This is a genomic window from Planotetraspora mira, from assembly GCF_016863275.1.
GTDB classification, from domain to species: domain Bacteria; phylum Actinomycetota; class Actinomycetes; order Streptosporangiales; family Streptosporangiaceae; genus Planotetraspora; species Planotetraspora mira.
Genome location: NZ_BOOO01000035.1, coordinates 179091 through 205270, shown reverse-complemented (window position 1 = coordinate 205270; position 26180 = coordinate 179091). Strand labels below are relative to the sequence as shown.

The window sequence follows — 26180 nt, the reverse complement described above, 5'->3', positions numbered from 1 at the left end:
GGCTCGAGCGTGCCTGTGCCCAGTTACGGCTTGGAGGGACCACTGTCATGAGCGCTGCCCGGGTGGGCGTCGTCACCTTCCCCGGAACACTCGACGACCAGGATGCCGCGAGAGCCGTACGGCTGGCGGGCGCCGAGGCGGTGCCCCTGTGGCACGCGGAGCGTGATCTCAAGGGCGTCGACGCGGTGTTCCTTCCCGGCGGGTTCTCCTACGGCGACTACCTTCGTTGCGGGGCCATCTCACGGTTCGCCCCGCTCATGGAGGAACTCGTCCCCGCGGCCCGCGACGGCCTGCCCGTGCTCGGCACGTGCAACGGCTTCCAGATCCTCTGCGAGGCGCACCTGCTTCCCGGCGCGCTGACCCGCAACCAGGGCCTGCACTACGTCTGCCGCGACCAGCGGGTCCAGGTCGTGAACGCGGACACGGCCTGGACGGCCGAGTACGAGACGGGCCAGGAGATCGTCCTGCCGGTCAAGCACGGCGAGGGCCGGTACGTCGCCGACGCGCGGACGCTGGAGGCCCTGGAGAGCGAGGGACGGGTGGTCTTCCGCTACCTGGGCGGCAACCCGAACGGCTCACTCAACGACATCGCCGGGATCACCAGCGAGGCGGGCAACGTCGTGGGCCTCATGCCCCACCCCGAGCACGCGGTGGAAGAGCTCACCGGCGCGCCGAGCGTCGACGGGCGGGGTTTCTTCACCTCCATCCTCAAGAAGCTGGTGAACGCATGACCGTCGACAGCGTCAAGCTCGCCCTCGAGACCCCCGACGAGCGGCAGCCGTTCGCCGAGTTGGGGATGAAGGACGACGAGTACCAGCGGGTCCGCGAGATCCTGGGCAGGCGTCCGACCAGCTCGGAGCTGGCGATCTACTCGGTCATGTGGAGCGAGCACTGCTCCTACAAGTCCTCCAAGGTCCACCTGCGGCAGTTCGGCACCAAGGCGCCGAAGTCCGAGGCGCTGCTCGTCGGCATGGGCGAGAACGCCGGCGTGGTCGACATCGGCGACGGCTGGGCCGCCACCTTCAAGATCGAGTCGCACAACCACCCGTCGTACGTCGAGCCGCACCAGGGCGCGGCCACGGGTGTCGGCGGCATCGTCCGCGACATCATGTCGATGGGCGCCCGGCCGATCGCGGTCATGGACGCGCTGCGGTTCGGCGGCGCCACCCAGCCGGACACCCGGCGCGTGCTGCCCGGCGTCGTCGAGGGCATCAGCCACTACGGCAACTGCCTGGGCCTGCCCAACATCGGCGGCGAGGTCGCGTTCGACCCCTGCTACATCGGCAACCCGCTGGTCAACGCACTGTGCGTCGGCCTGCTGCGCAAGGACCAGATCAAGCTGGCCACCGCTCCCGGGCCGGGCAACAAGGTCGTCCTCTTCGGGGCGCGGACCGGCGCCGACGGCATCGGCGGGGCCTCGGTGCTCGCGTCGGCGACGTTCGAGGACGAATCGCAGGCCAAGCGGCCCGCCGTCCAGGTCGGCGACCCGTTCATGGAGAAGCTGCTGATCGAGTGCTGCCTGGAGCTGTACCAGGCCGACGTGGTGGTCGGCATCCAGGACCTCGGTGCGGCCGGCGTGTCGTGCGCCACGACCGAACTCGCGGCCAAGGGCACCGGCGGCATGAGCGTCGACCTCAACCTCGTCCCGCTGCGCGACCCGACGCTGCGGCCCGAGGAGATCCTCATGAGCGAGTCGCAGGAGCGGATGATGGCCGTCGTCACGCCCGGCGACATCGCGGCCTTCATGGCGATCTGTGAGAAGTGGGACGTCCCCGCGACCGTGATCGGCGAGGTGACCGACACCGGCAGGCTCGTCATGACCTGGGACGGCGAGACGATCGTCGACATCCCGCCGGGCACGGCGGCCGACGACGGCCCGGTGTACGAGCGGCCCTTCCACGAGCCCGCCGGTCAGGCGGCCCTCAACGGCGACGGCCCCGAGCGGCTGCCGCGCCCTTCGGATCTCCGTGAGACCCTCCTCACCCTGCTGGGCTCCCCCAACCTGGCCTCCAAGGAGTGGGTGACCTCCCAGTACGACCGGTACGTCCGGGGCAACACCGTCCTGGCCCAGCCCGCAGACGCCGGGATGGTGCGGATCTCCGAGGTCATGCCGGGGGCCGAGGAGACGACTCGAGGCATCGCGCTGTCGACGGACGGCAACGGCCGCTACGCCAAGCTCGACCCGTACGCGGGCGCCCAGCTCGCGCTCGCCGAGGCCTACCGGAACGTGGCCGTGACCGGCGCCACGCCGCTGGCGGTGACCAACTGCCTCAACTTCGGCTCGCCGGAGGACCCCGAGGTCATGTGGCAGTTCGCGGAGGCCACGCGTGGTCTCGCGGACGCCTGCCAGATCCTCGGTGTTCCCGTGACCGGCGGAAACGTCTCGTTCTACAACCAGACCGGCTCAGATGCGATCCACCCAACGCCGGTCGTCGGCGTGCTCGGTGTGATCGACGACGTCGCCAAGCGGGTCAGGTCCGGCTTCACGGCTCCCGGGCTGCGGGTCGCGCTGCTGGGTGAGACCCACGAGGAGTTCGGCGGGTCGGAGTGGGCGCACGTCGTCCACGGTCACCTCGGGGGCCTCCCCCCGCAGGCGGACCTGATCGCCGAGCGCGGGCTCGCGGCCGTGCTGTCGGCCGCGGCGGCCGAGGGCCTGATCGAGGGCTCCCACGACCTGTCCGACGGCGGCCTGGCGATCGCCCTGGCCGAGTCGTGCATCGCCCAGGGGGTGGGCGCGTCGGTGAGCCTGCCGACCGAGGACGCCTTCGTGGGCCTGTTCAGCGAGTCGGCCTCCCGGGCGCTGGTGTGCGTGCGGCCCGAGGCGTTCGACGCGCTCGCCGAGCTCTGCGGCCGCTTCGACGTGCCCTGCTACGGCCTGGGCACCACGGGCGGCACGTCGCTGGCCGTAGAGGACGTCTTCGAGATCCCCGTCGGCGATCTGCGCGACGTCCACACGGGAGCCCTCCCGGCGATCTTCGGCTGATCTGCTTCACCTCTGCGCCACGACAAAGGGCCCTTCCGGAAATATCCGGAAGGGCCCTTCGCTCAGGTGACTACAGACCCACCGCGAGGCAGGTCGCGGTCGCCTTCTTGGTCGGGTCGCTCTCGGACGTCGCGGTCAGCTTGACGGTGGCCAGGTGGCTGGCACCCGCCGCCCGCAGGGCGTCGACCTTGACGGACTCGTGCTTGCCGAACTCGACGGTGGCGAGCGCGTTGGGGGTGGTGGCGGTCCAGCCCTTGCCCTGAACCTCCGCCTTCAGCCGGTAGACGTCACTGCCGAGGTAGGCGCTCACGTCCTCGGGGTGCTGTCCCTGGACGGCCGCCTTCTTGCCGGTGTTGAACAGCGGGAAGCTGCAGGACGACACGCCCTTCTGGGAGGTGGGCACGCCCACGCTGGGCAGCAGCTTGACGCCCCGCTTCTGCGGGCCGGCGCCGTCGAGGGAGCGGATCGCGACGGTGTAGGAAAGGATGCCCTTCTTGTCACGCTTCACATCGGTGATGTAGAAGTGCAGCCGGTTGACCTCGTCGACGTACTCGTACTCGCTGCCCGAGTCGGTGCCCGCGTGGAACAGGGCGTCGGACAACTGACGGTAGTCGCCGATCGTGATGGGGACCGCGGTGCCGTCAGGCAGGACGTAGTCGGTCATCCCGATGTCCTGCGGGTTGGCGTCGATCACCCACTCGAAGGGGGCGCTGTCGGTGTCCTTGGTCTTGGACAGGAGCACGCCCGAGTCGGAGGTGAAGGAGTCGGAGCCCATCCGGTCGACGACCTCGACCGTGTAGTTGTTGTAGTTGCCGCCGTCACACATCGGGTCGGTCTGCGCGACGCACGAGCCGGTCGACTTGTCGCCCGCGTCGAGCACGACGTTGACGCCCGTCAACTCGTTCTTGCCCGGCTCGACCTCCCTGGCGGTCACGTTCGCGACGACGAGGCCGGACTGGGCGAGCGCGTCACGCGACAGGCGCAGGACGTTCTGCTCGTCCACCATGCCCAGCTTGATCTTGTTGCGGAGCATGTGCTGGGCGCCCATGGACGCACCCGAGGTCGGCGGGATCAGCCAGCGGCTGTGCGGGCCGCCCGGCCCGTTGAAGCTGCCGCGGCTGAGCATCTCCCACATGCCGGTGTAGTCCCGGCGCGCGGGGATGGAGTACGGGTTGTTGTAGTTGTCGCCGACGCCCATGATGTGGCTGAACTCGTGGGCGTAGGTCCCCATGCCGGAGCTCTCGGCCTGGACCGAGTCGACGCCGAAGCGGGCGTTGGGCCAGAACGTGGACCCCGCGGCCCAGGAGGTCCAGTCGACGTACCGGGTGCTGGCCCAGTTGGGGAGGTTGGGGTCCGGCGGGCCGAACTCGTCGGTGACGTCCTCCTTGTTCGGGAACTTCATCATGCCGAACTCCTGCCAGGTCGACGACTCGTCCTGGCCGGCGGTCACGTAGAAGACGAAGTCGTACTGGCTCGCCACGTCCTGACCGACGCTGTTGACCCAGGCGGCGTTGCCGTCCGTGCGCAGGTTCCTGTTACAGGTGTCGCCGGCCGGGCAGGCGGTGCGCTGGTACTCCATGCCGTACTCGTAGGACTTGCCCGGCATGGTGTAGGGACCGAAGCCCGTGAGGTCGACGCCGTAGCGGCCCCCGGAGTCCTCCATCCAGTACTCGTGGAGGGTGTGCCCCTTGTTGAGCTTGCCGGGGGTGTTGAGGAAGTCCTGGTAGAACTTGGCGACCTGGTCGCGGGGGATGTCGTGGGCCTCGGCGCTGGGGTTGCCGAAGACCGTCGCGCCCTGGGGCTGGGTCACCACGAACGGCTCGTTGGTGTAGTCGACCAGCACCAGCGCGCCCTTGAAGGTGTGCGTCGATCCCTTGACGCTCGGGTCGGCCCAGTTGGTTCCCGGGACCTTCTTGTAGTCCGCCCACGTCATGTGGTCGGGGTTCTTCCAGTTCTGCGGGTCGATGGGCTTGACCGCAGGAGTGGAGGGGGTGGTGAGCGCGCGCAGGTTCTGCGCCGCGTCCGGTTCGTCACGCTGCCAGGGCTGCGTCTGCGGCCACTGGTTCAGCCGCCAGGGGTAGACGGGATCGTCGGCGGGGGCCGCGGATGCGGGGGCGGCCGCCAGGGCGGCCGGGGCGACCACGGCGGCCGCCAGGAGGATTTTGACGAGCTTAGAGAGGGGTTTCACGATTCGGACGCTATATACGGCCTTGACCGAAATCATCGTTCAGCTGTAGAGAAGATCGAATGACGGTTCTCCGACAACCGTAGAAACGTCCAGATGGGAGACCGGGTGGCGGATCTTCAGCGCATCGTGGAGAATCTGGCGGCGCGCCTCAGGCGGCCTCTGCTGCTGGAGGACAGCCGCCAGCGCGTGGTCGCCTATTCCGAGCAGGACGGGCAACTCGACGACATCCGCCGGGACTCCATCCTGCGCCGCCACACCACGTCCGAGGTCCGCGCCTTCCTCCGCGCGGCCGGAATCAACGACGCCGTCCGTCCGCTGCGCACCCCGGGAGCCGCCGACCTGGGGCTCTTGCCCCGGGTGTGCGTCCCCGTGCGGCACGACGGCCGAATGCTCGGGTTCCTCTGGTTCATCGACGTAGCCCCCGCCATGACCGAGGCCGAGGTCGACGTGGCGGCGGCGGCCGCCCCAGCCCTGGCGCTCGCCCTCTTCCACGAGAGCCTGGCGTCCGGTCTGACCTCGCACCGGGAGCTCGAGGCCATCACCGGAGTCCTGCTCGGAGAGGCGGGCGCCGCCCGCGCGCTGATCGAGGCCGGAGCGTTCCCGCAGGGCGTGCCCGTCACGGTGACGGTCGCCAAGCCGGTGGCGGCGGAGGCCGACGAGGCGCTGCGTCTGCGGCTGGAGCGCGGGCTGCTCGCCCTCCGTCGGCGGCTGGCCGGTCACCAGCCCCTGCACCTCGTGCGCTACGACCACGCCGTCCTGCTCACCGCGGGCACGGCGACGTTCTCCGAAGAGATCCACTCCGCGATGGACACGCCGGTCCTGATCGGCATCGGCCGACCTCGTCCGTCGCTCGCCGGGGCGGCCGAGTCGTACGCGGAGGCCCTGCACGCGGCAGAGGTCGCGGCCAAGGTGCCCGAGCTCGGGCGGTCGGTGGAGTGGGCCAGGCTCGGCGTCTACCGGATGCTCACCCGCGTCCCCCAAGACGACCTGCATCCCGGCCTCGAACGACTGCTCGGCGACGACCAGCACCTGCCCCTGCTCGAGACTCTGGAGATCTATCTGGATCTGGCGGGCAGCGCGCTGGAGACCTCGCGCCGGCTGCAGCTGCACCGCACCTCCCTCTACTACCGGCTGCAGCGGGTCGAGACCCTCGCGGAGACCGACCTGGCGGACGGCGGGGAGCGGCTGAGCCTGCACCTCAGCCTGAAGCTGGCCCGGCTGTCCGGTCGCTACCGCCCGCGGGCGTAGGCGTTCCCATAAGGTCGGCACATCGGGATAATCAGGCAGCAGGTGAGCGACCGTGGAGGACACCGTTGCGGCCCGACGACACGCCCACCGACACGACGGCACGCGGGACGGCACGGCGCACGGCGGCGACGCGCGAGCCCTACCTTCCCGCGGCGACGCAGCCGATCAGGGCCGTCGTGTGGGCCATCCACCTGGTCCTTCCGCTCCTTGGCCTGTGGCTGCTTCTGGCCCAGCCCGCCCTCGACATCGAATGGCATGACAATCCCAGCCATTTCGCGCTCATCCTCGTCGTGGCCGGCGTCAACGTGGTTCTGGGCGGCCTCATCGCCCGCGCGTCGGCACGACGCGGCGACGCGCGGTTGCTGCTGGTGTCCCTGGTCTTCCTCAGCAGCGCGGGCTTCTTCCTCCTCCACGGGCTGACCACGCCGGGGATCTTCATCGGCCTCACGCTCGGCTTCGAACTGGCCCAGCCCGTCGGCCTGACGATCGCCTCCGCCTTCGCCTTCGTGTCCGCCCTGCCGCTGGGAGCCGGCGCCGCGAGAGCCGTCCTCCGCTACCAGGCCGTGCTGTGGACGGGCCTCATGGCCGCGCTGACGGCCTTCGGGGTCGCGTGCCTGGTGCCCGGTCTCACGCCGCTGAGCGGGCCGCTGCCGCCTCATGGCGCGGGGCTGGGGCCGTACGCCCTCATCGGCGTCGGGCTCTACACGGCGTCGGCGGTCATGATGTTCCGGTTGCACCGCCGGCGGCCCGCGGCGGTCCTGATCAGCCTCATCACGGCGTACGCCCTGCTGGCGGAGGCGATGGTCGCCGGGATGTCCCACCGCCTGTGGCACCTGTCGTGGTGGGAGTGGCATCTGCTGCTGACGTTCGCCTTCCTCTTCGTCGCCTACAGCGCCTACCTCCAGTTCCGCCGCGAGGGTGCGGCCGGCGGCCTGTTCGACGCGGTGGCGCTGTCGGCGACCGCACGCCGTGTGCAGGCGCAGTACGAGGAGGCGCTGGAGGAACTCGTCGGGCACCTGCGCCGCAGGACCGAGTCGGGCGTCCCCGTCGTCACCCGGCTGGCGGGACGCTTCCGGCTGACCGAGGGCCAGGCGGCGGTGCTGGACCGGGCCGGAGCCGCGCTGGCCGCGGAGCGCGACCTGTCGGAACGGCTCGGCGCGCTGGTCGACGTGGGCCGCCAGACCCGTGTCGGGCTTCCGGAGCCCGATCTGCTCGCCGGCACCCTCGAGCGGGTACGGCAGGCCTACGGAGACGTCCGCCTGAGTCTCATGCGGGACGGCCGCCTCACCCCGTACGGCGCCGGCCCGCCGGAATCGCCACACACCGCCCGGACCCTCGCGGAGGGCCGGGTGGTCAGAGCGGAGGGGCGGGCCGTCCATCCGGTGACCGTCAAGGGCAGGCTCGCCGGAGCCCTGTCCGTCCCGGCGGGAGCGACGGCCCAGGACGAGGCGCTGGCTGCCGCCCTGGCCGGTCAGGTGTCCATCTCCCTGGAGAACGCCCGGCTCTACCGCGAACTGCACACCCTGTTCCGGCAGTACATGTCGCCCGACGTGGCGGAGTCCCTTTTGGCCGATCCCGGCCAGGCCGCGCTCGGCGGCAGCCTCGTCGAGGTGACGGCGTTGTTCGCCGACCTGCGCGGGTTCACCGCCTTCTCCGAGCGGGTCTCCCCCGGCGAGATCGTCGAGATGCTCAACCGCTACCACTCGGCGGCCGTGCCGTGCGTGCTCGGCAACGGCGGCACGATCGTGCAGTTCGTCGGCGACGCGTTGCTCGCCCTGTTCAACGCCCCGGCGCGTCAGGACGACCACGCGGCGAAGGCCGTACGGGCCGCGCTGGAGATGCAGGACGCGGCCGCCGAGGTGTCACGGCAGGTGGTGGCCGAACAGGCGGCGGGGCGCGTCCCGGCGGTGGAGTGGCCGACGTTCCGCGTCGGCGTGAACACGGGCACGGCCCTCGTCGGCAACATCGGCAGCCCGGAGTTCCGCGGGTTCAACGCGATGGGCGACGCGGTCAACGTGGCGGCCAGGCTCCAGGCGCTGGCCGAGCCGGGGACCGTGGTGATCGGGCAGCCCACCCGTGACCTGATCGGGCCGGCTCATGTCGTGCCACTCGGCGACCTGTCGCTGAAGGGCAAGGCGCAGACCGTGCGGGCCTACCGCCTGGTCGCGCTCGAATGGAGGAACGAGTGATCAGTCCGGAGCCGGGAGAGTTCCTCGACCTGCTGACCGCCGAGGAGATCGACGACCTGCGGGCGGCCGGGCGCACCCGCGGCTGGGAACGCGGGACGACCGTGATGAACGAGGGTGAGACGGCCGACTGGGTCCTCGTCCTCACCTCCGGCCGGGTCAAGGTGTCCTCCCACACCGAGGGCGGAACCGAGGTCGTGCTGGCCATCCGCGGCCCGGGAGCGCTCCTGGGCGACATGTCGGCGCTCGACGGCCATCCACGGTCGGGCACGGTCACGGCGCTGGAGCCCGTCGAGGGGATCGTGGTCGGCGACTTCCCCGATTTCCTGCATCGGCACGGCCGTGTGGCGGTGCTGCTCATGCGGCTCATCGTGGCGCGGTTGCGGGACGCCGACCGCAAGCGGGTCGAGTACGGGGCCTACGACACCACGGGACGCGTCGCGACCCGGCTCGTCGAGCTCGCCGAGCGGTACGGCGAGCCGGTCGACGGCGGGGTCCGGGTGGCCCTGCCGCTCTCGCAGGACGAGCTGGCCGGCTGGACCGGTGCGTCCCGCGAGGCGGTCAGCAAGGCGCTGCGCACGCTCAGGGATCGCGGCCTGATCGAGACGGGCCGCCTCCGGGTGGTCGTCCACGACCTCGAAGAGCTCCGGAGGCACGCCCGTTAGCGACCGGTCATGAGGCGTCCTCGATCGTGATGCCCATGGCTCCGGCCAGGCTGTGGACGAGTCCCCACGCGTCCGAACTCCTGATGATCGCTCCCTTGAGGCTGGTGACGCCGGCGATGCCCGCCAGCGTGCACTCCGCGAACCTCGCGCCGGCCATCTTGGCGTTGGAGAACTGCGCGCCGGTCAGGTCGCACCGTTCGAACCGGGCCCCGCGCAGGTCCGCGTCCTGGAAGTTGGCCTCCAGGAGCGTGCAGTCGCGGAAGACGACGGTGCGGAAGGACGAGAACCTGAATCCCGCCAGGTCGGCCCTGCAGGTGTCGAAGACCACGTCGTGGAAGGCGCATTCCGACCAGGCCGCTCCCGTCAGCCGGCTGGCCGACACCACCGTCCGGTGGGCGGACGAGCTGCGGACCCTCATGTTCGACAGGTCACAACGGTCCAGCTCGACGTCGGTGAGCTCGGCCCGGTGCATCTCGGTGCCCGCGAGTGCCGTGTCGACGAAGCGGCAACCCTCGAACTCGGCCGTACGCGCACGCCGCGACGACAGGTCGAGGCTCTTGAAGTGCATCGCGCGGTAGGCCCCGTCGTTCTCGAGATCGTGCTCGGGGAGCCCGGCGACGGTGAGGGAGACGGGCACCTTCGGGGCCGCCGGCTCCTTCTGCTTCCGCATCGAGGTTGGGGTGGACATGCGGCCGGAGGGTGGCAGCTCACGTCCACGCCTGTCAAGCGACCGGCGGCCGGTGATCAGCAGGGCAGAATCGACGGCATGGCCGTCGTCCCCCCGCAGCCGGGCTCCCCCGAACACGCCCGCGCCCTGCGCTACGCCTGGCGGGTCACCTCGGTCACCGGGCTCGGCCTCGTGCTCATCGGCATGAGCGCCAGCACGCTCAACGTCGCGCTTCCCGAGGTCGTGCGGAACTTCGACGCGGGGCCGGTCGCGTCGAGCTGGATCCTGCTGGCGAATCTGCTGGCGAGCACGACCACGCTGGTCCTGTTCGGCAGGGTGGCCGACCTGCTGGGCAGGCGGGAGGTCTACCTCATCGGGTTCGCCCTGTACACGGCGGCCTCCCTGCTCGCCGGGCTCGCCCCCGACGTGGGAGTGCTCATCGCCATGCGTGCCGTCCAGGGCCTGGGCGCGGCGATGATCCTCGCCAACGGCACCGTCATCATCACCGACGCCTTCCCGCCCGATCGGCTGAGCCAGGGGATGGGCGTCTACATCGGGACGTTGTCGGTGGCCCAGCTCATGGGACCGACACTGGGCGGCCTGATCGCCGACACGCTGGGCTGGCGCTGGATCTTCTGGGTCAACGTGCCGCCAGGGCTGGCCGCACTAGTCTGGGGCGCCCTGATGCTCAGGAAGGTTCCCCGCAGCCGCCGGGAGCCGGTGGACGTGCTCGGGAACCTGATCGTGTTCGCCGCCCTGTCCGCGGCGCTGATCGCGATCAGCCAGGGCGATCCGCTGCCAGGCCTCCTCGCGGCGGCGCTCGTTCCCGTGCTCGTGCTGGTGGAGCGGCGGGCGAGCCATCCCGTGCTCGACCTGACGCTCCTCGGCGGCCGGATGCTCGCCTTCGCCAACCTCGCCTCGCTCTGCAACGCCCTGGCGCGGGCGTCCCTGATCCTGCTGGCCGGTCTGTATTTCCAGGCGGCCCGCGGCGTGGACGCCCTGACCGCCGGGCTCGGCGTGCTGCCCGTCCCGATCGGGATGACCCTGGCCTCCCCCATCGCCGGCGCGCTCGGCCGCAGGACGAGCCCCGCCGTCCTCGCGATCGGCGGGGCCGCCGCCTCCGCCGCCGGCCTCCTCATCCTGGCCCTGTCCGCTGGTACGGCCACGCCGTACTGGGTGATCGGGATCGGGCTCTTCGTCGCCGGGTGCGGCAGTGGGACCTTCCTCACGGGCAACACCACCCAGGTGATGAGCGCGCTGCCTCCCGGCAGCCTCGGAGTCGTGAACGGGTTCCGGCTCATGTTCATGAACGTGGGCGTCGTGCTCAGCGTGGCCACGACGCTCAGTGTGCTCACCGCCTCGGTCGCGCCGGAGTTGCGCCGCCAGGTGTACGCCGGGACGCTCTCCAAGGTGTCCCCCGTCGCCCTCCAGCAGCTCATGACGGGGTTCCGGCGGACCTACGTGGTGCTGCTCGGGGTGGCCGTGCTCGGCGTCCTCTGCGCGGCCATCGCCTCGATGCCGGAGAGCAGGAGGTCGAGCCCGAAGGCGTAGTAGTGCTCGACGTCCGGCTCGGCCTCGAAGGTCTTTCCGAACGCCACCATGCTGGGGAACCGGTCCTGAGGCAGCGACTCGAGAGCGAGCCGCTTCTGCCGGCGCCATTCCACGGCCTCGCCCGCGTTCAGGGTCCGCGGGCAGCCCGGCTCATCGCCCACCAGCGCGAGGACTCCGTGGAGCAGGTGGGACGAGATCAGGAAGCCCTCCTCCAGCGTGAATCCCGCCTGGCTGAGAAGCGTGAGGGCGGTCTCCGTGGCGAGGGTGAAGCTGCTCACCTGCTCCTTGTGGATCATCGGGAACACCCCGACCATCGAGGGATGCCTCCGCAGGACGCGGACGAGCGCCTCGATCATCGCCCGGAGCCGGACGTTCCACGGGGACGCGGGATCGAAATCCGGCGTCACCTCGGCGAGCACGTGATCGGCCACCGCGTGGAGCAGTAGCTCCTTGTTCTTGAAATGCCAGTAGAGCGCCATCGGCGTGACGCCCAACTCCTGCGCGAGACGTCTGATCGTGACGGTCTCGAGCCCCTCGTCGTCGGCGAGCTCGAGCGCCTGCTCGATCACGGTCAGTCGGGTCAGTTTCTCCGGTGCCATAGGCCGTCAGTCCTTCTCCCTCGCGGCGCTTGACAACTATACGCCGTACAAGGTCTCCTATTCATCGTACATGTACGTCGTACAGGTACTGCGTATAAGTGTTTCGCGGTAAGAGGGGATCTCAATGACCGGACGATGGTGGGCGCTGGTCGCGGTGGCGCTCGCGACATTCATGACTTATCTGGACAACAACGTGGTCAACGTGGCGCTGCCGACCATCCAGCGCGACCTCGGGCTGACCATGTCGGGGCTGGAATGGATCGTGAGCGCCTACATCCTGGTGTTCGCGGGGCTGCTGCTCGTGGGCGGACGACTGGCCGACGTGCTGGGCCTTCGGACGATGTTCTTCGCCGGGCTCACGGTCTTCACGCTCGCCTCCGTCGCGGCCGGTCTCGCCGGCGGCCAGGAGACGCTGATCGCGGCGAGAGCCGTACAGGGTGTGGGGGCCGCGCTGCTCGCCCCGACCTCGCTGGCCCTCCTGCCGGCGATCTTCCCCAACCCGCGCGAGCGCGGCATGGCCGTCGGCATCTGGAGTGCCGTGGGCGCGCTGGCGCTCGCCGTCGGGCCGCTCACCGGCGGTTTCCTGAGCGAGAACGCCCACTGGGGGTGGATCTTCCTCATCAACGCGCCCATCGGCGTCGTCACCGCGGTCATCGGACTGCGGTCCATCCGGGTGCGGCGCGGCTCCGCGGCACGCTCCGGCCTCGACCTGCCGGGCCTGGTCACGTCCGCGCTGACCCTTTTCGCCCTGACCTACGCGCTGATCGAGGGGGAGTCGCGCGGCTGGTCGTCGGCGCCCATCCTGGGGTCCTTCGCGGTGGCCGCGGTCGCGGCCGTCGTCTTCCTGACCATCGAGTCCCGTACGGCCCGGCCGATGATCGACCTCACTCTCTTCCGGGAGCGAATCTTCAGCGGGGGCCTGCTCTCCATGGGGTTGTGGTCGTTCGGCGTCTTCGGCATCTACTTCTTCACCGCGCTCTACCTCCAGAGCGCGCTGGGCTTCACCCCCATCCAGGCCGGCGCGGGCTTCGTGCCGATGGCCCTGCTGATGGCAGTCATCGCGACCGTCTCGCCCCGGATCGCGGACCGCTTCGGCACCGCCCGCACGGTCGCCGCGGGGCTCGGGCTGATGGCCGTCGCGATCGGCGGCCTGTCGAGCGTGGGAGAGGGCGACGGATACCTCAACCTGCTCCCCTGGTTCCTCCTCTACGGAGCCGGCGCCGGGCTGCTCGTCCCGCTGACCAACGTGGTGCTCAACACGATGCCCGCCGCCAGGGCGGGCGTCGCCTCCGGTGTGCTCAACGTCTCACGGGAGGTGTTCGGCCTGCTCGGGATCACGATCCTCGGCGCCATCCTCAGCGCGCGGGAGAACGTCGCCACGGGAGCCCCCCTCCACCGGTTCCTCGACGCCTACCAGTTCACCCTGGTGATCGCGGCCGCCATCGTCCTCGTGGGCGTCCCGGTCAGCCTGTACGCGCTGCGGCACAGCCGTACGGCGGGGACCGCGGCGGACGGGGCCGAAGCCGAGCCCGCGGTCCCCGAAGTGGTCGCCTGACCCTTGCACGACAATGGGCGGATGCCACGCAGACTGGACCCCGCACAGGCCAGAGAGGCGCTCGACGCCCAGCTCGTCGATCTCGGGCAGCCGCCGTTCGAAGGTCCCGACGACGCCGTCGCCGACACGTGCGTGCGGGTGGTCCTCGGGGCCTACGAGGCGGGACTGACCCCGCTCAAGGAGGCCGCCCGCTTCGCCGTACGGAATCTGCTGGAACGACTCGCGGCCCGGGCACCCGGACGGACGGTGGAGGTCCGGGTGCCGCCCTACGCGGCGGTGCAGTGCGTGGAAGGGCCCCGGCACACCCGTGGAACCCCTCCGAACGTCATCGAGACCGATCCGGTCACCTGGCTGGAGCTCGCGACCGGCGGGCTCTCGTGGCCCGACGCCGTCGCGGCGGGGAAGGTCTCGGCCAGCGGATCACGCGCCGATCTCTCGGAGCATCTCCCGCTGATGTGATCCTTCGGCGATCAGATGGCGTTCTCCGGCTGGGTGCCGCCCAGCTTGTCCTCGACGCACCGCTGGGCCGCCTCCTGACTCGGGTAGAGGGAGGGGTCGAAGCACTCGCCGAGGTTCTTGCTCTGGTACCAGTTGTAGATCACGACCCCGGCGATCAGGCCCAGCAGCAGGGTGAGCGCGCTCAGGCAGAGCCCGACGATCGCCCTGCGCTTGTTGGACCGCCTGGTGATCGCGATGATGCCGACGATGATCCCGGCGATCGCGATGAGCGTTCCGATGCCGCAGACGAGCAGCAACACGAGGCTGACGATGCCGAGGACGAGCGCCGCGGTGCCGAGCCCGCCGCCTGGTTCCTGATGCTGCCACGGGCCCCCTGGCGGCGGGGACTGCCAGGCGCCGCCGCCACCCGGAGGAGGCCAGCCGCCGCCACTGGGCGGCCATCCTCCGCCACCCGGCGGCTGGCCAGGCGGCGGCTGCCCGGGGCCGTGGCCGCCGGGCGGTGGGGGCTGCCAGGGGCCTCCGCCTCCGGGCGCCTCCCAGGACGGACCTCCAGGCGTCCCTGAGCCCCCTGGGGGCGTCTCGCCGCGTGGTCCTCCCCCTTCGGAGAGCCGGACCTCGCGTGGATCGTTTCTGGGACTCTCCGGGGAGCTCGGGGTCTGGTCGTGGTCATCGAGTGCCGCCACGGTCGCTGTGTCCCCCACCTCAATATCTGGGCATGCCGAAAGCCCTAGGTTTCCGGGAATCGGGGCGTTGAACAGGCGTGACACGGCAAAGCGCCATCGATCGTTCACCCGTGACTTCGCCACCCGCGTGTCCGAGCAGCATCGGGGCCGACCTAGACTCAAGTACGTGTTGAAGGGCGACGGCCGTCTCGGCCATGACCTCGACCCCAGGGATCGTGCACCTCAAGACGCCTGTGGCGTATTCGGTGTGTGGGCTCCCGGGGAGGACGTCTCCAAACTCACCTACTACGGCTTGTACGCGCTGCAGCACCGGGGGCAGGAGTCCGCGGGCATCGCAGTGAGCGAGGGCAGCCGCATTCTCGTGTACAAGGACATGGGCCTGGTGGCCCAGGTCTTCGACGAGTCGATCCTCGGGACCCTGCGCGGCCACCTGGCCATCGGCCACTGCCGCTACTCCACGACCGGATCGAGCGTCTGGGAGAACGCGCAGCCCACGCTGAGCTCTTCCGAGGGCAACGGCCTCGCGCTCGCCCACAACGGCAACCTGATCAACACCGCCGAGCTCTCCGCTCGGCTTCCCGCGGGCACGATCAAGGCCACGACCGACACCGAGGTGCTGACCGCCCTGCTGGCGCAGGACGGCTCCCGCCCGGTGGAGGACGTCGCCGCGGAGCTGTTCCCCGAGGTCAAGGGCGCCTACTCGCTGGTGTGGATGAACGAGACGACCTTGTTCGCCGCCCGCGATCCCCAGGGGATCCGTCCTCTGGTGCTCGGCCGGCTGGCAGGCGTGTCGGGCCCCTCCGGTCCGGCGGCTCAGGAGAAGACCGGCTGGGTGGTCGCCTCGGAGACGGCGGCGCTGGACATCGTGGGCGCCTCATTCGTCCGCGAGATCGAGCCCGGCGAGCTGCTGACGATCGATGAGCGCGGCGTGCGGTCGCACCGGTTCGCGGCCCCCGAGCCCAAGGGCTGCCTGTTCGAGTACGTCTACCTCGCGCGGCCCGACACCACGATCGCCGGGCGCGGCGTGCAGGCGACGCGGGTAGAGGTGGGCCGCGCCCTGGCGCGGGAACACCCCGTCGACGCCGACCTCGTGATCCCGACGCCCGAGTCGGGCACGCCCGCCGCCATCGGCTATGCCGAGCAGAGCGGCATCCCCTACGGCCAGGGCCTGGTGAAGAACTCCTACGTCGGCCGGACGTTCATCCAGCCGTCGCAGACCATCCGGCAGCTCGGCATCCGCCTCAAGCTGAACCCGCTCCGCGAGGTCATCGAGGGCAAGCGGCTGGTCGTCGTCGACGACTCCATCGTCCGCGGCAACACCCAGCGGGCGATCGTCAAGATGCTCCGCGAGGCCGGCGCCGCCGAGGTCCACGTACGGATCTCCTCACCGCCTGTGGCCTGGCCGTGCTTCTACGGGATCGACTTCGCCACCAGGGCCGAGCTGATCGCCGGCTCGCTGTCGGTGGAGGAGATCCGCACGTCGCTCGGGGCCGACTCCCTCGGCTACATCTCACTCGACGGGCTCACCCGCGCGACCACGATCCCCGCCGACCGGCTCTGCCGCGCCTGCTTCAACGGCCAGTACCCGATCCCGATCGACCCGGACCGGGTTGGAAAGTACGTTCTGGAGGCCCAGCGATGACGAGCTACGCCGCCGCCGGCGTCGACATCGACGCGGGCGACCGGGCCGTCGAGCTGATGAAGTCGCGGGTGGCTCGCTCGCACCGTCCCGAGGTCGTCCATGACGTCAGCGGTTTCGCGGGACTCTTCGACGCCTCGGCGTTCCTCCGCTACCGCCGGCCGCTCCTCGCCACCTCGACGGACGGCGTGGGGACCAAGGTCATGCTGGCCCAGCGGCTCGGCAAGCACGACACCATCGGCATCGACCTCGTGGGCATGGTCGTCGACGACCTCGTCGTCTGCGGGGCCGAGCCCCTGTTCATGACCGACTACATCGCCTGCGGCAAGGTCGTCCCCGAGCGCATCGCCGACATCGTCGGTGGCGTGGCCGAGGGCTGCCGCCTCGCGGGGTGCGCCCTCATCGGCGGGGAGACCGCCGAGCATCCGGGCGCGATGGGGGCGGACGAATACGATCTGGCCGGCGCGGGGACCGGGGTCGTCGAGGCGTCCGAACTGCTGGGGCCCGACCGCGTGAAGCCGGGCGACGTCGTGCTCGCACTGGCGTCGAGCGGGATCCACTCGAACGGATATTCCCTGGTCAGGCACGTCATCGCGAGCGCCGGGCTGGGTCTCGACCAAGAGATCCCCGAGCTGTCGCGAACGCTGGGCGAGGAACTGCTCGAGCCCACCCGCGTCTACGCTCTCGACTGCCTGGCCCTCATCCGCGAGACGGAGGTGCACGCCTTCGCCCACATCACCGGCGGAGGCCTGGCGGCCAACCTGGCCCGATCACTCCCCTCGACGGCCGACGCACTGCTCGACCGCGGGTCCTGGACCCCTCCGGCGATCTTCGGAGTCCTGGCCGGCCACGGCGCGGTGCCGCAGGCCGAAATGGACAAGACGTTCAACCTCGGCGTGGGGATGTGCGCGATCGTCCCGGCCGAGGAGGCCGACAGGGCGACAGCGCTGCTCTCCGGGCGTGGAGTGCCGACCTGGGTCCTCGGCGAGATCGTCGAAGGTTCCGGCGAGGCCCGATTCGTCTGATCGCGATTGATCACGAGCTGACATGACCGGCACGACAAAGCCGTGTCCCCGCCACGTGTGCCGGGGACACGCATCCGGCTCCACACAGGACGAAGGCACCCGGCGGGAAGATTCTCCCGCCGGGTGTCTCACCTGGCATTCAGAGCGGAATCAACGGCGGCCGGAGCGACCGCTGTCACCGTCATCCTCGTCATCGTCGACGTCCGCATAATCGGCATAGCGATCAGCCAGCTCGTCGTAAGGGTCATGCTCGTCGCTGTGGCCGGAATCGTCCTCATCCACGACTCCGAGCTCCGCGCGCAGGCGCTCAAGATCCGTGCCGCCGCTGTTGTACTTCAGCTGGCGGGCGACCTTGACCTGCTTGGCCTTGGCTCGGCCGCGCCCCATTGGCTCGACCCCCTCATGCGGGGTCGTGCCCGACCCCTCGTCGCTAACGCACCGCGCACCGACGCCACCTGACTTCAGGCGCCAGTCTCTCGTTCGCCTATTACCGTACCTGTTTTGCGCGCTGCTCGGTACGTCGTACGGACGTCGCCGGTCAGCGCCGGAGCCAAATGCCCCTCAGACGTCCTATTTCGGACATTCTGCGCTCCGCCAGCCTATCCGCTGCGGCGCTCGGGGGAACGCCTTCCTCGTCAGCCAGCTTAAAGATCTTCGATGTGGTGTCGAAGATCTTTGCCGCCCTGGCGCGCGCCCTGGCCATGTTGAAGCCTTCGATCTCGTCGGCGACCTGGATGACCCCACCGGAGTTCACCACGTAGTCGGGGGCGTAGGCGATCCCGCGCTCGGCGAGCTGCTTGTCCACACCGGGGTGGGCGAGCTGGTTGTTCGCGCCGCCGCACACGATTTTGGCGTTGAGCCGGGCCACGGTGGCGTCATCCAGGGCGCCGCCCAGCGCACAGGGGGCGTAGACGTCGATGTCGGCCGAGGAGAGCGCGACGGCGTCCGCCACGACGTCGATCGAGGGGTGGCGGCGCCGTACGTGATCGACGGCGATGTCGTTCACATCACAGATCACGACCTCGGCGCCTTCTTCGATCAGGTGGTCGACCAGCCGGTGGCCCACCTTGCCCACACCCTCGACCCCGACGCGCCTGCCCTTCAGCGACGGCGCGCCGTACACGTGCTCGGCGGCGGCGAGCATGCCCTGGAAGACGCCGAAGGCGGTGAGGATCGAGGAGTCGCCCGCGCCGCCGTGGGCTTCGGTGCGCCCGGTGACGTAGGAGCTCTCCCGGGCGACGACGTCCATGTCCTCGCTGTAGGTGCCCACGTCACAGGCGGTGTAGTAGCGGCCGCCGAGCGACTCGATGAACCGGCCGTAGGCCCGGAGCAGGGCCTCGCTCTTGTCCGTCGCCGGATCTCCGATGATCACGGCCTTGGCGCCGCCGTGGTCGAGCCCCGCGAGCGAGTTCTTGTACGCCATGGCGCGTGAGAGATTGAGCACATCGGCCAGAGCGGCCTGCTCGTTGCCATAGGGATAGAACCGGGTACCCCCCAGTCCCGGCCCGAGGGCGGTGCTGTAGATCGCGATGATCGCGTGCAGGCCGCTGCGCTCATCGGAGCAGAACACGACCTGCTCATGCTTGCCTGATTGGACGACCGGGCTGGGGTCCTTGTGAGAAAGCCCGAAGACGTCAGTCACGGTGGTGACTCCTGATCGCCTATGTACGCCGCCTCGTTGCGGCGATTCCCGCTCAGCTTACCGACGCCATTGCAAAGTGATCATGGAAAATCGGGACAGTGCGCCACATCTTCGCGCCGACATGGCACGATTCTCGTGTGCTCCCCTACGCCGCCTACCTCCGTGTGTACGAACCGTTGACGGCCTTCGCTCCACGAGACCAGGAGGCGTGGACCGGTTACGCCGAGTCCCGGGACCGGCCGCGCCGGGCCCATGCGCTGGAAGTCGAGCACGGGGAGTCCGTACGGAGGCTCATGTACGTGCCGCCGATGCCGGCTCCCGAGCAGGAAAGCGTCAACGCCTACCTCCGCCGCCTGGGCGACACGCTCTACGTCTGCCCGTGGCAGAGCAGGCTGCGGTCCTGGCTGGCGTTCACCACGTTCCGCGGCAGCATGTCGATCAAGCTCGCGGACCGGTTCGTCCCCCAGACCGTCGCCGAACGTACGGCGGACGCCTTCGACCGGTTCAAGCGATACGAGCACTCGCTGAGGACCCACATCCGGACGAACACCTGGCACGTCCCGACCTCGTGGTTCGTGCCGTTCGACTCGGCCGAGCGCTGGCTGGTCCTCGGCGCCGAGCAGGGCGAGACCACCGAGCCGGCCGCGCAGACGACGACCGCTCCACCCCGGAACATGCTCTACGTCACGTCGATGGCCCAGGCCAGGCGCAGGGTCGCTAGGGCGCTGGTCGTGATTCGGCGGCACGTCGGCCAGGTCACCACGCTCGGCGAGGTGGAGGAGGTCGGCCGGTGGCTCGAGGAATTCCACCCGCACTCGCTCGTGGAACTCGACTACGGCGGCCTCGTCCATCTCATGGACGACGAGACTCTGCAGAACGACCAGTCCGTCGCCGAGGTGGCGACCGCCCTCGGCGGTTTGGACAACGGTCAGGAAGAACTTGCCTTCGCGATGTACCAGCGAGTGATAGTCCGCTGGAGATCAGTCCAAGCTCTGCAATTCGCAAACTGACGGTAAAGACAGGTCTGTGACCTGCCAAATCAGGTCACGGAACCTTCGATCTCACATCTACGAACTGAGTAGTTTGCCGTTTTCACTGCGATACCACGAAACGTGTCGCTAGAATCACCGAGCGTGACAACAACACGTGGTCGAGACGTTGCGCCCAGAGGGCTCGCCAATCGCACTACGTGGCTGTATGGTCACATCGGGTGATACCGCAAATGATCCTGAAACCGCACCTTATGGATCATTGGGGGACATCCGTGACAAGCGCAGAAAAGTCGCAGGATCGCTGTCGCCGGTCCACACGGAGGAGAGGCCGCACAAATGTCAGCTCGTACACCCGAGGCCGAGCCATTGCTGACCCCGGCGGAGGTCGCAACCATGTTCCGCGTCGACCCCAAGACCGTCACCCGGTGGGCGAAGGCGGGCAAGTTGACATCTATCCGCACGCTCGGCGGACACCGGCGCTACCGGGAGACCGAGGTCCGGGCGCTGCTCGCGGGGATACCGCAGCAGCGCTCCGAGTAGACCACCCGGTCATCGCCGAAGCAGGGGGGAAGAAAAGACGCGCTCGCGTCAGAGATGTGAGCGCGTCGACCACACGCCCGTGGCCACCATGGGTCACGGGAAGTTGTGGGGTCGGCGCCGCCCGCCCGGCGCCTCCCCGGCACTGCGCTCACTGATCGTCAGACGTCACCCGGTCGGTCCTCCGCCTTGGAGATTCGAGCAGGTGTTCCGCGTCCTGATCACGACGTGCCGCCACCTCGAGCAGGGCGACCATCTGGTCCATGAGCAGCCGCTCCAGTTCGGGCCGGTCGATGTCCCGATGCTCCAGCCAGTCGAGGCCGGCCGTCTCCACTGATGCGATCCACGATCTGAGGGTGATCCGCAAGACGGGTCCGGGCACGCCGACACGAAGCTGGTTCATGACGAGCCGGAAGAGGCGCTGCCGTACCCCGTCGACGATCTCGCCGATCTCCCCCGCCCGGTTCGCCGGGCCGCCTCTGAGCAGCGCCGCGAAGCCCGCCGCGTGCTCTTCCACGAAGTCGAAGTATCGCGCCAGCCCGCGCGACAACTCATCGAGAGGGTTTCCGCCTTCCTGCGGCCTGAGCCGGGCCTCGAGCTCCTTCGCCGCGCTGCGCAGCGCCGCCACATAGAGCTCCTGCTTGCCACCGAAGTAGTGGTAGACGAGCGCTCGCGAGGCACCCGCCGCGGTGGCGACGTCATCTATCGAGACATCCTCCGCGTCGCGCCTGCTGAACAGCTCCAGCGCGGCCGCGATCAGTTCCTCGCGCCTGCGGTCGACGCTGAGCCGGCGCCGCGCGGGCCGCGCTCCGGCCGCCCGATCCGGGTCGTTTTCGGCCTGGGATGTGGCACCCACAGATCGCACACTATCGGGTCGTCCCAGCATGACGACGCTAGTTGATCAAGATGCGAATATGGAAGGATCCACATTTTCCTCGGATTGGCATTTGCGCCGATCAGACGTAGTGCGAGGGCCTGAGATCGCTCTCTGAGAGATGCGAACAGACCGGAAAGAAGCAACACAACTGTGAGCTGCCCGTACCCTACGGGCAACTCGATCGTTTGTTGTGTCAGGTGCACGTCCACGCATCGTGGGGAGAACCATGTCAGGACCGTCCATGCAGACCACTGCCCGGAACGACGTCGCGGGTTCGCTGCCCGACGGTGGCTTGTCCGAGGGGTTCAGTCCGCGGCCACGGCCGACGATCCGCAACGTGGCTGAGCGCGCCGGCGTCTCGAAGTCGCTGGTGTCCCTCGTGCTCAGGGGTTCGTCACACGTCAGCGAGCATCGCCGGGAGGCGGTCCTGCAGGCCGCCAGAGAGCTCGGTTACCGCCCCAACGCCGTGGCCCGCAGCCTGGTCGAGGGCCGGACCCACCTCGTGGGCGCTCTGGTGGCCGACCTCCACAACCCCTTCTACGCCGAGTTCCTCGACGGCCTCCAGGAGAGCCTGCACGGCGACGGCCTCCGGCTGTTGATCGGCAGCGGGCGCTGGGACCCCGCGTTCGAGGACGAGGCCGTGGAGGCCTTTCTCGAACTCCGGGTCGACGGGCTCGTCCTGCTCGGCGTCGCTCCCTCAAGCTCCACGCTCGCGGAGGCCTCCGCGTACACGCCCACGGTCGTGGTCGGCGAGCGCGACGTCTCGCTCGGCGGCGTCGACATCGTCGTGGACGACGACCAATTAGGCGCCCGACTCGCGATCGATCACCTGGTCGAGTTGGGCCACCGGCGCATCGCCCACATCGAGGGCACCCCCTCCTCCGCGGCCCGTTACCGCTGTGAGGGTTATCTGGTGGCCATGCGCCGCCACGCGCTGGCGCCGTACATCATGGTCGAGCACGGAGACTTCACCGAAGAGGGCGGACGGCGCGCGGCGCGTGCACTGCTGGCCCGCGACCCACGCCCCACCGCCATATTCGCGGCGAACGACATCGTGGCCATGGGCGTTCTCACCGCGGCGAGCGAGTTGGGCCTGCGCGTCCCCGAGGACCTGTCCGTCGTCGGATACGACAACACTCATCTTGCGGCGGTCAACCACATCTCGCTGACCAGCGTCGACCAGCCCCGCAGAGCGATGGGCCGTTCGGCCGCCGCTCTGCTCAGCGACCGCATCACCGAGCCGGGCAAGGCCGCCCGCCTGCGCCAGGTGACCCCTCAGCTGATCGTCCGCCGGAGCACCTGCCCCGTTCCAAGCGATCCCCAAAGCTAGGTCAACCGCCGACGTGTCGAATCGCGGACGGTGTTGACTCCGACTGTGACGCCGACCCCCGGCGGGTCGCAGACATCGGGGGGACCCGTCAGGTCGGCGACTATTTCCACGAAAATCGGGGGGATTCATGCGTGATCCGGAGTTGGTCTCCTGCGCCCAGCGTGCCGCGGGTGAGCTCGAGCGGGCGTGGGCCTACTGGCGCGAGGCTCGTGGGCTGCACGCCGAGGACATAGCCGAGTCCGTGGCGAGCTACGTCGCCCATTCGATCGACCATCCCTGGGGACGGCCGCGCGTGGTGCTGGGGCTCGACGCGGAAGATGCCCGGGAATTGGCCGCCCTCTTGCACAAGCAAGACGTCGCGGAGCCTGTTTGGGAATCTCGTTTCACGGCATAACGGTCTGATTACGCCCCTTCTACACGTAGGTTGGGAAGCGACAGACCTCCGTGAAGGGATCTTGCCGTGACCAGTCGCAAACTTGCCGCCGCAGCTCTCGTCCTGGCCGGGCTGGGAGCCGCCTCCTGCGGCGGCACGGCGAACTCGGACGCGACCAAGGCTGTCACGGAGCCTGCGGCCGCGACCTCCCAGGTCACAGGGGTGACCGATCAGAACGCGAACCCGGCCAAGACCCTTCCGTCGAAAGCCGCCAAGAAGAGGCCGACACGCCCCCTCGCCGGCAAGGTCATCGTGATCGACCCCGGCCACAACGGGGGCAACTTCAAGCACCCTGAGATCATCAACAAGCAGGTCAACGTCCTCACCCAGTGGAAGGCCTGCGACACCACAGGGACGGCGACGAACGACGGGTATTCCGAAGCCTCGTTCACCTGGGACGTCTCGAACCGGCTGGCCAAACTTCTCAAGGCCAAGGGCGCCACGGTCAAGCTGACGCGCAAGAACAACACCGGCGCGGGCCCGTGCATCACCCAGAGGGCGGCGATCGGCAACAAGGCCAAGGCCAACGCCGCGATCTCCATCCATGGGGACGGCGCCCCGGCGAGCGCGCACGGCTTCCACATCATCATGCCGCAGAAGATCCACGGGCCGGTCGACCCGGTCGTGGGCGCCTCCAAGAAGCTCGGCATCGACGTCAGAAACGCGTTCCACTCGGGGACGGGCCTGCCGTACTCGACCTACATCGGGAAGAGCGCGCTCGACTACCGGAAGGACCTCGGCGGGCTCAACCTTTCGACCGTTCCTAAGATCTTCATCGAGTGCGGGAACATGCGCAACGCGAGCGAGGCGGCCAAGTTCAAGAGCGCCGCCTTCCGCCAGCGCATCGCCGAATCCCTCGCCAAGGGCCTCCAGAACTACCTCACCTGACCCCAGGTCACCCCACCCCCTCGCGCGTGATCATGCACAGGTTCGTGGAAATGCCTCCTGACGTGCCCCAACCCTGGGCGTGATCATGCACAGGTTCGTGAATATGCGGCCCTAGCTGGGCTTTCTCGATTCGTGATCATGCGCAAGTTCGGTCGCAGGCTCTCTGACCTGGCGCTTTCCATTTCGTGATCATGCGAGGAAGCGGGTGTCAAGGCGATTCGGGCCGTTTGGCATGATCTGGGGTATGGATTACCTGCTTCCCCGTCCCAAGCTGGCCGAAAAGGCGCCGGGATCGTTCGTGCTCGCGCCCGGCGCCGGCGTCTCCGGTCCCGGTCATCTCGTCGACTCCGTACGGCTGGCTCTGGCCGTACTGGACCTGCGACCTGCTGAGACGGCGGCGGTGCGGGTGGAACAGGACCCCGGCCTGGGGGACGAGGCGTACCGCGTCACGATCACGGCGGAATCGGTGCTGATCGTCGCGGGCGGGTCCGCGGGCGCCTTCTACGCGGGGCAGACGCTGAGGCAGCTTCTGCCCGCCGAGGCGTTCCGGTCCGCACAATTGCCCGGAACTTCATGGACGCTCCCTGCAGGCCGCATTGAGGATGCTCCGGGGTTCTCGTGGCGAGGCGCCCACATGGATATCTCCCGACATTTCCTTCCTAAGCGTGATGTGCTGCGGATGATCGATCTGCTGGCGCTCCACAAGCTCAACCGGCTCCACCTCCATCTGGTCGACGACCAGGGATGGCGGGTCGAGAGCCGGGCGTTCCCGCTGCTGCACGAGGTCGGGTCCCACCGGGCGCAGACCACGACCAGCCCCTTCGGCGAAGAGTCCACCTTCGACGGAATGCCGCACGGCGGCTTCTACACGCTGTCCGATCTGACGGAGATCTCCGCCTACGCGCGGGCCCGGGCGGTCACGATCGTCCCGGAGATCGACGTGCCCGGGCACGCTTCGGCGATCCTGGCCGCCTATCCGTCGCTCGGCGCCAAGCCCGGCGAGCCGTACGAGGTCCTCGACCGCTGGGGCGTCTCGCCGGCGATCCTCTCTCCGCTGCCCGCCACCGTCGAGTTCCTGGCCACGGTGTTCGATGAGATCATCGGGGCGCTGGGCTCGGTTCCGTACTTCCACATCGGCGGAGACGAATGCGTGCTGGACGACTGGGCGTCCTCCCCCGAGATCTCCGCGTACCAAGCGGAGCTGGGCCTGGAAACACCCGGTGACATGCACGCCTGGTTCCTGAGGCGGCTTGCGGACGTGCTGGCCGAGCGCGGCAGCCGTGCCGTCGTATGGGACGAGGCGTTCGTCAGCGGCCTGTTGCGACAGGACACGGTCGTCATGCCGTGGCGCGGTCAGGGAGTCGGCCGCCGCGCGGCGGCCGCGGGACACGATGTCGTGGCGACGTCCGTCTTCCCGATGTACTTCGACTACACCGAGGCCGCCTCCGACGAGGAGCCCGTGGGGATCGGCGACACGGTCACCGTCGAGGACGTCGCCGGCTTCGCTCCGGCGCCCGCCGAATGGACGCCGGACGAGCGTGCCCGGGTGATCGGCGCGCAGTTCCAACTCTGGAGCGAGCGCATCCCCGACAGCCGCACGCTGGACTATCGTGCGTGGCCTCGCGGGTGCGCCGCGGCCGAGATCACCTGGGCGGGAGAGCCTGCCGTAGGCGCGGATTTCCTGCGGCGTCTCGGCGCCCATCTCGTACGGCTGGACGCCTTCGGCGTGGAGTACCGGCCTCTGGCGGGCCCTCATCCCTGGCAGCGGGGCGGGACGGGGTGGCGGCGGCACCGGCCGGAGGTCGTGCTCGTCCACGAGGTGATGAACCACCTCGACGAGATGACCCACTCGGCCGAGTCCACCCGTCCCAGCATGTGACCCGTACGTGCATGATCACGGCGGGGATTCGCCCAGGTCGCGGGGCATGTTCACGAATGTGCGCATGATCACGGACGGGGTTGGCGCACGTCACACCGCATCCCCACGAACCTGTGCATGATCACGCGCGAGGTTGGCGCACGTCACACCGCAT

23 protein-coding genes are annotated in these 26180 nt (G+C 69.3%); 16 read left to right on the top strand and 7 right to left on the bottom strand.

All coding sequences use genetic code 11. The features are described from left to right. The first annotated feature begins 47 nt into the window (after window positions 1-47). Both purQ and purL read left to right on the top strand, forming a co-directional pair. Window positions 48-731, top strand: coding sequence for a phosphoribosylformylglycinamidine synthase subunit PurQ (gene purQ, locus Pmi06nite_RS29985; RefSeq protein WP_203956504.1), 684 nt, complete (start codon window positions 48-50; stop codon window positions 729-731). Continuing rightward, window positions 728-2983 (top strand): phosphoribosylformylglycinamidine synthase subunit PurL, encoded by a 2256-nt coding sequence (purL, locus tag Pmi06nite_RS29980; protein ID WP_203956503.1) that lies wholly within the window; start codon window positions 728-730, stop codon window positions 2981-2983. The genes purQ and purL overlap by 4 nt, the downstream gene beginning before the upstream one ends. Before the next feature lie 70 nt (window positions 2984-3053). Here purL and Pmi06nite_RS29975 read toward each other — a convergent pair whose 3' ends face one another. Further along, the gene (locus Pmi06nite_RS29975; RefSeq protein ID WP_239114287.1) at window positions 3054-5171 is read right to left on the bottom strand and encodes a M6 family metalloprotease domain-containing protein; all 2118 of its coding nucleotides are present in this window, start codon (window positions 5169-5171) and stop codon (window positions 3054-3056) included. Between the two features lie 93 nt (window positions 5172-5264). On the opposite strand from Pmi06nite_RS29975, the gene Pmi06nite_RS29970 reads away from it, so the two are divergent. From Pmi06nite_RS29970 to Pmi06nite_RS29960, 3 genes are all read left to right on the top strand, one after another. After that, window positions 5265-6419: a PucR family transcriptional regulator gene (locus tag Pmi06nite_RS29970; RefSeq protein ID WP_203956501.1), complete on the top strand. Its 1155-nt coding sequence runs from the start codon at window positions 5265-5267 to the stop codon at window positions 6417-6419. 65 nt (window positions 6420-6484) lie between these two features. Then, window positions 6485-8608 (top strand): adenylate/guanylate cyclase domain-containing protein, encoded by a 2124-nt coding sequence (locus tag Pmi06nite_RS29965; protein WP_203956500.1) that lies wholly within the window; start codon window positions 6485-6487, stop codon window positions 8606-8608. After that, entirely contained in the window at window positions 8605-9270 is a 666-nt protein-coding gene (locus tag Pmi06nite_RS29960; protein WP_308442539.1) for a Crp/Fnr family transcriptional regulator, read from the top strand. Before Pmi06nite_RS29965 ends, Pmi06nite_RS29960 begins: the two co-directional genes overlap by 4 nt. A 7-nt stretch (window positions 9271-9277) precedes the next feature. Here Pmi06nite_RS29960 and Pmi06nite_RS29955 read toward each other — a convergent pair whose 3' ends face one another. Next, window positions 9278-9958 carry a pentapeptide repeat-containing protein gene (locus Pmi06nite_RS29955; protein ID WP_203956498.1) on the bottom strand — a complete coding sequence of 227 codons (681 nt, stop codon included), beginning with the start codon at window positions 9956-9958 and terminating at the stop codon, window positions 9278-9280. 78 nt (window positions 9959-10036) lie between these two features. On the opposite strand from Pmi06nite_RS29955, the gene Pmi06nite_RS29950 reads away from it, so the two are divergent. Then, a complete protein-coding gene (locus Pmi06nite_RS29950; RefSeq protein WP_203956497.1) occupies window positions 10037-11488 on the top strand; it encodes an MFS transporter in 1452 nt (483 codons plus the stop codon). Here Pmi06nite_RS29950 and Pmi06nite_RS29945 read toward each other — a convergent pair. Then, window positions 11395-12087 carry a TetR family transcriptional regulator gene (locus Pmi06nite_RS29945; protein ID WP_203956496.1) on the bottom strand — a complete coding sequence of 231 codons (693 nt, stop codon included), beginning with the start codon at window positions 12085-12087 and terminating at the stop codon, window positions 11395-11397. The two genes, Pmi06nite_RS29950 and Pmi06nite_RS29945, sit on opposite strands and share 94 nt — an antisense overlap. Before the next feature lie 124 nt (window positions 12088-12211). Here Pmi06nite_RS29945 and Pmi06nite_RS29940 point away from each other — a divergent pair, with 124 nt between their 5' ends. After that, complete coding sequence (locus Pmi06nite_RS29940) at window positions 12212-13642, top strand: MFS transporter (RefSeq protein ID WP_239114286.1); 1431 nt, start codon at window positions 12212-12214, stop codon at window positions 13640-13642. Window positions 13643-13663: 21 nt separating this feature from the next. Beyond that, window positions 13664-14101, top strand: a complete 438-nt coding sequence (locus tag Pmi06nite_RS29935; protein ID WP_203956495.1) for a sterol carrier family protein — start codon at window positions 13664-13666, stop codon at window positions 14099-14101. Between the two features lie 11 nt (window positions 14102-14112). Here the strand turns inward: Pmi06nite_RS29935 and Pmi06nite_RS29930 are convergent, their stop codons facing one another. Continuing rightward, window positions 14113-14784 (bottom strand): hypothetical protein, encoded by a 672-nt coding sequence (locus tag Pmi06nite_RS29930; RefSeq protein ID WP_203956494.1) that lies wholly within the window; start codon window positions 14782-14784, stop codon window positions 14113-14115. A gap of 166 nt (window positions 14785-14950) precedes the next feature. Here Pmi06nite_RS29930 and purF point away from each other — a divergent pair, with 166 nt between their 5' ends. Together purF and purM are read left to right on the top strand one after the other, a co-directional pair. After that, window positions 14951-16426, top strand: coding sequence for an amidophosphoribosyltransferase (purF, locus tag Pmi06nite_RS29925; RefSeq protein WP_203956493.1), 1476 nt, complete (start codon window positions 14951-14953; stop codon window positions 16424-16426). After that, a complete protein-coding gene (gene purM, locus Pmi06nite_RS29920) occupies window positions 16423-17448 on the top strand; it encodes a phosphoribosylformylglycinamidine cyclo-ligase (protein WP_203956492.1) in 1026 nt (341 codons plus the stop codon). Before purF ends, purM begins: the two co-directional genes overlap by 4 nt. Before the next feature lie 150 nt (window positions 17449-17598). Here purM and Pmi06nite_RS29915 read toward each other — a convergent pair whose 3' ends face one another. Together Pmi06nite_RS29915 and Pmi06nite_RS29910 are read right to left on the bottom strand one after the other, a co-directional pair. Continuing rightward, window positions 17599-17835, bottom strand: coding sequence for a DUF3073 domain-containing protein (locus Pmi06nite_RS29915; RefSeq protein WP_203956491.1), 237 nt, complete (start codon window positions 17833-17835; stop codon window positions 17599-17601). Between the two features lie 151 nt (window positions 17836-17986). Next, window positions 17987-19090: a Glu/Leu/Phe/Val family dehydrogenase gene (locus Pmi06nite_RS29910; protein ID WP_203956490.1), complete on the bottom strand. Its 1104-nt coding sequence runs from the start codon at window positions 19088-19090 to the stop codon at window positions 17987-17989. Between the two features lie 137 nt (window positions 19091-19227). Between Pmi06nite_RS29910 and Pmi06nite_RS29905 the strand changes: the two genes are divergently transcribed. Further along, the gene (locus Pmi06nite_RS29905) at window positions 19228-20100 is read left to right on the top strand and encodes a DUF8083 family protein (protein WP_203956489.1); all 873 of its coding nucleotides are present in this window, start codon (window positions 19228-19230) and stop codon (window positions 20098-20100) included. 318 nt (window positions 20101-20418) lie between these two features. Then, the gene (gene bldC / locus Pmi06nite_RS29900; RefSeq protein WP_013133571.1) at window positions 20419-20622 is read left to right on the top strand and encodes a developmental transcriptional regulator BldC; all 204 of its coding nucleotides are present in this window, start codon (window positions 20419-20421) and stop codon (window positions 20620-20622) included. 148 nt (window positions 20623-20770) lie between these two features. On the opposite strand, the gene Pmi06nite_RS29895 is transcribed toward bldC, so the two are convergent. After that, complete coding sequence (locus Pmi06nite_RS29895; RefSeq protein ID WP_239114285.1) at window positions 20771-21475, bottom strand: TetR/AcrR family transcriptional regulator; 705 nt, start codon at window positions 21473-21475, stop codon at window positions 20771-20773. A 247-nt stretch (window positions 21476-21722) separates the two neighbouring features. Here Pmi06nite_RS29895 and Pmi06nite_RS29890 point away from each other — a divergent pair, with 247 nt between their 5' ends. The 4 genes from Pmi06nite_RS29890 to Pmi06nite_RS29875 all read left to right on the top strand — a co-directional run bounded on the left by Pmi06nite_RS29890 (window position 21723) and on the right by Pmi06nite_RS29875 (window position 26026). Further along, the gene (locus Pmi06nite_RS29890) at window positions 21723-22826 is read left to right on the top strand and encodes a LacI family DNA-binding transcriptional regulator (RefSeq protein ID WP_203956487.1); all 1104 of its coding nucleotides are present in this window, start codon (window positions 21723-21725) and stop codon (window positions 22824-22826) included. Window positions 22827-22953: 127 nt separating this feature from the next. Then, window positions 22954-23220 (top strand): hypothetical protein, encoded by a 267-nt coding sequence (locus Pmi06nite_RS29885; protein ID WP_203956486.1) that lies wholly within the window; start codon window positions 22954-22956, stop codon window positions 23218-23220. 66 nt (window positions 23221-23286) lie between these two features. Next, entirely contained in the window at window positions 23287-24147 is an 861-nt protein-coding gene (locus Pmi06nite_RS29880) for an N-acetylmuramoyl-L-alanine amidase (RefSeq protein ID WP_203956485.1), read from the top strand. A 244-nt stretch (window positions 24148-24391) separates the two neighbouring features. Next, entirely contained in the window at window positions 24392-26026 is a 1635-nt protein-coding gene (locus Pmi06nite_RS29875) for a beta-N-acetylhexosaminidase (RefSeq protein ID WP_203956484.1), read from the top strand. Window positions 26027-26180: the final 154 nt, after the last annotated feature.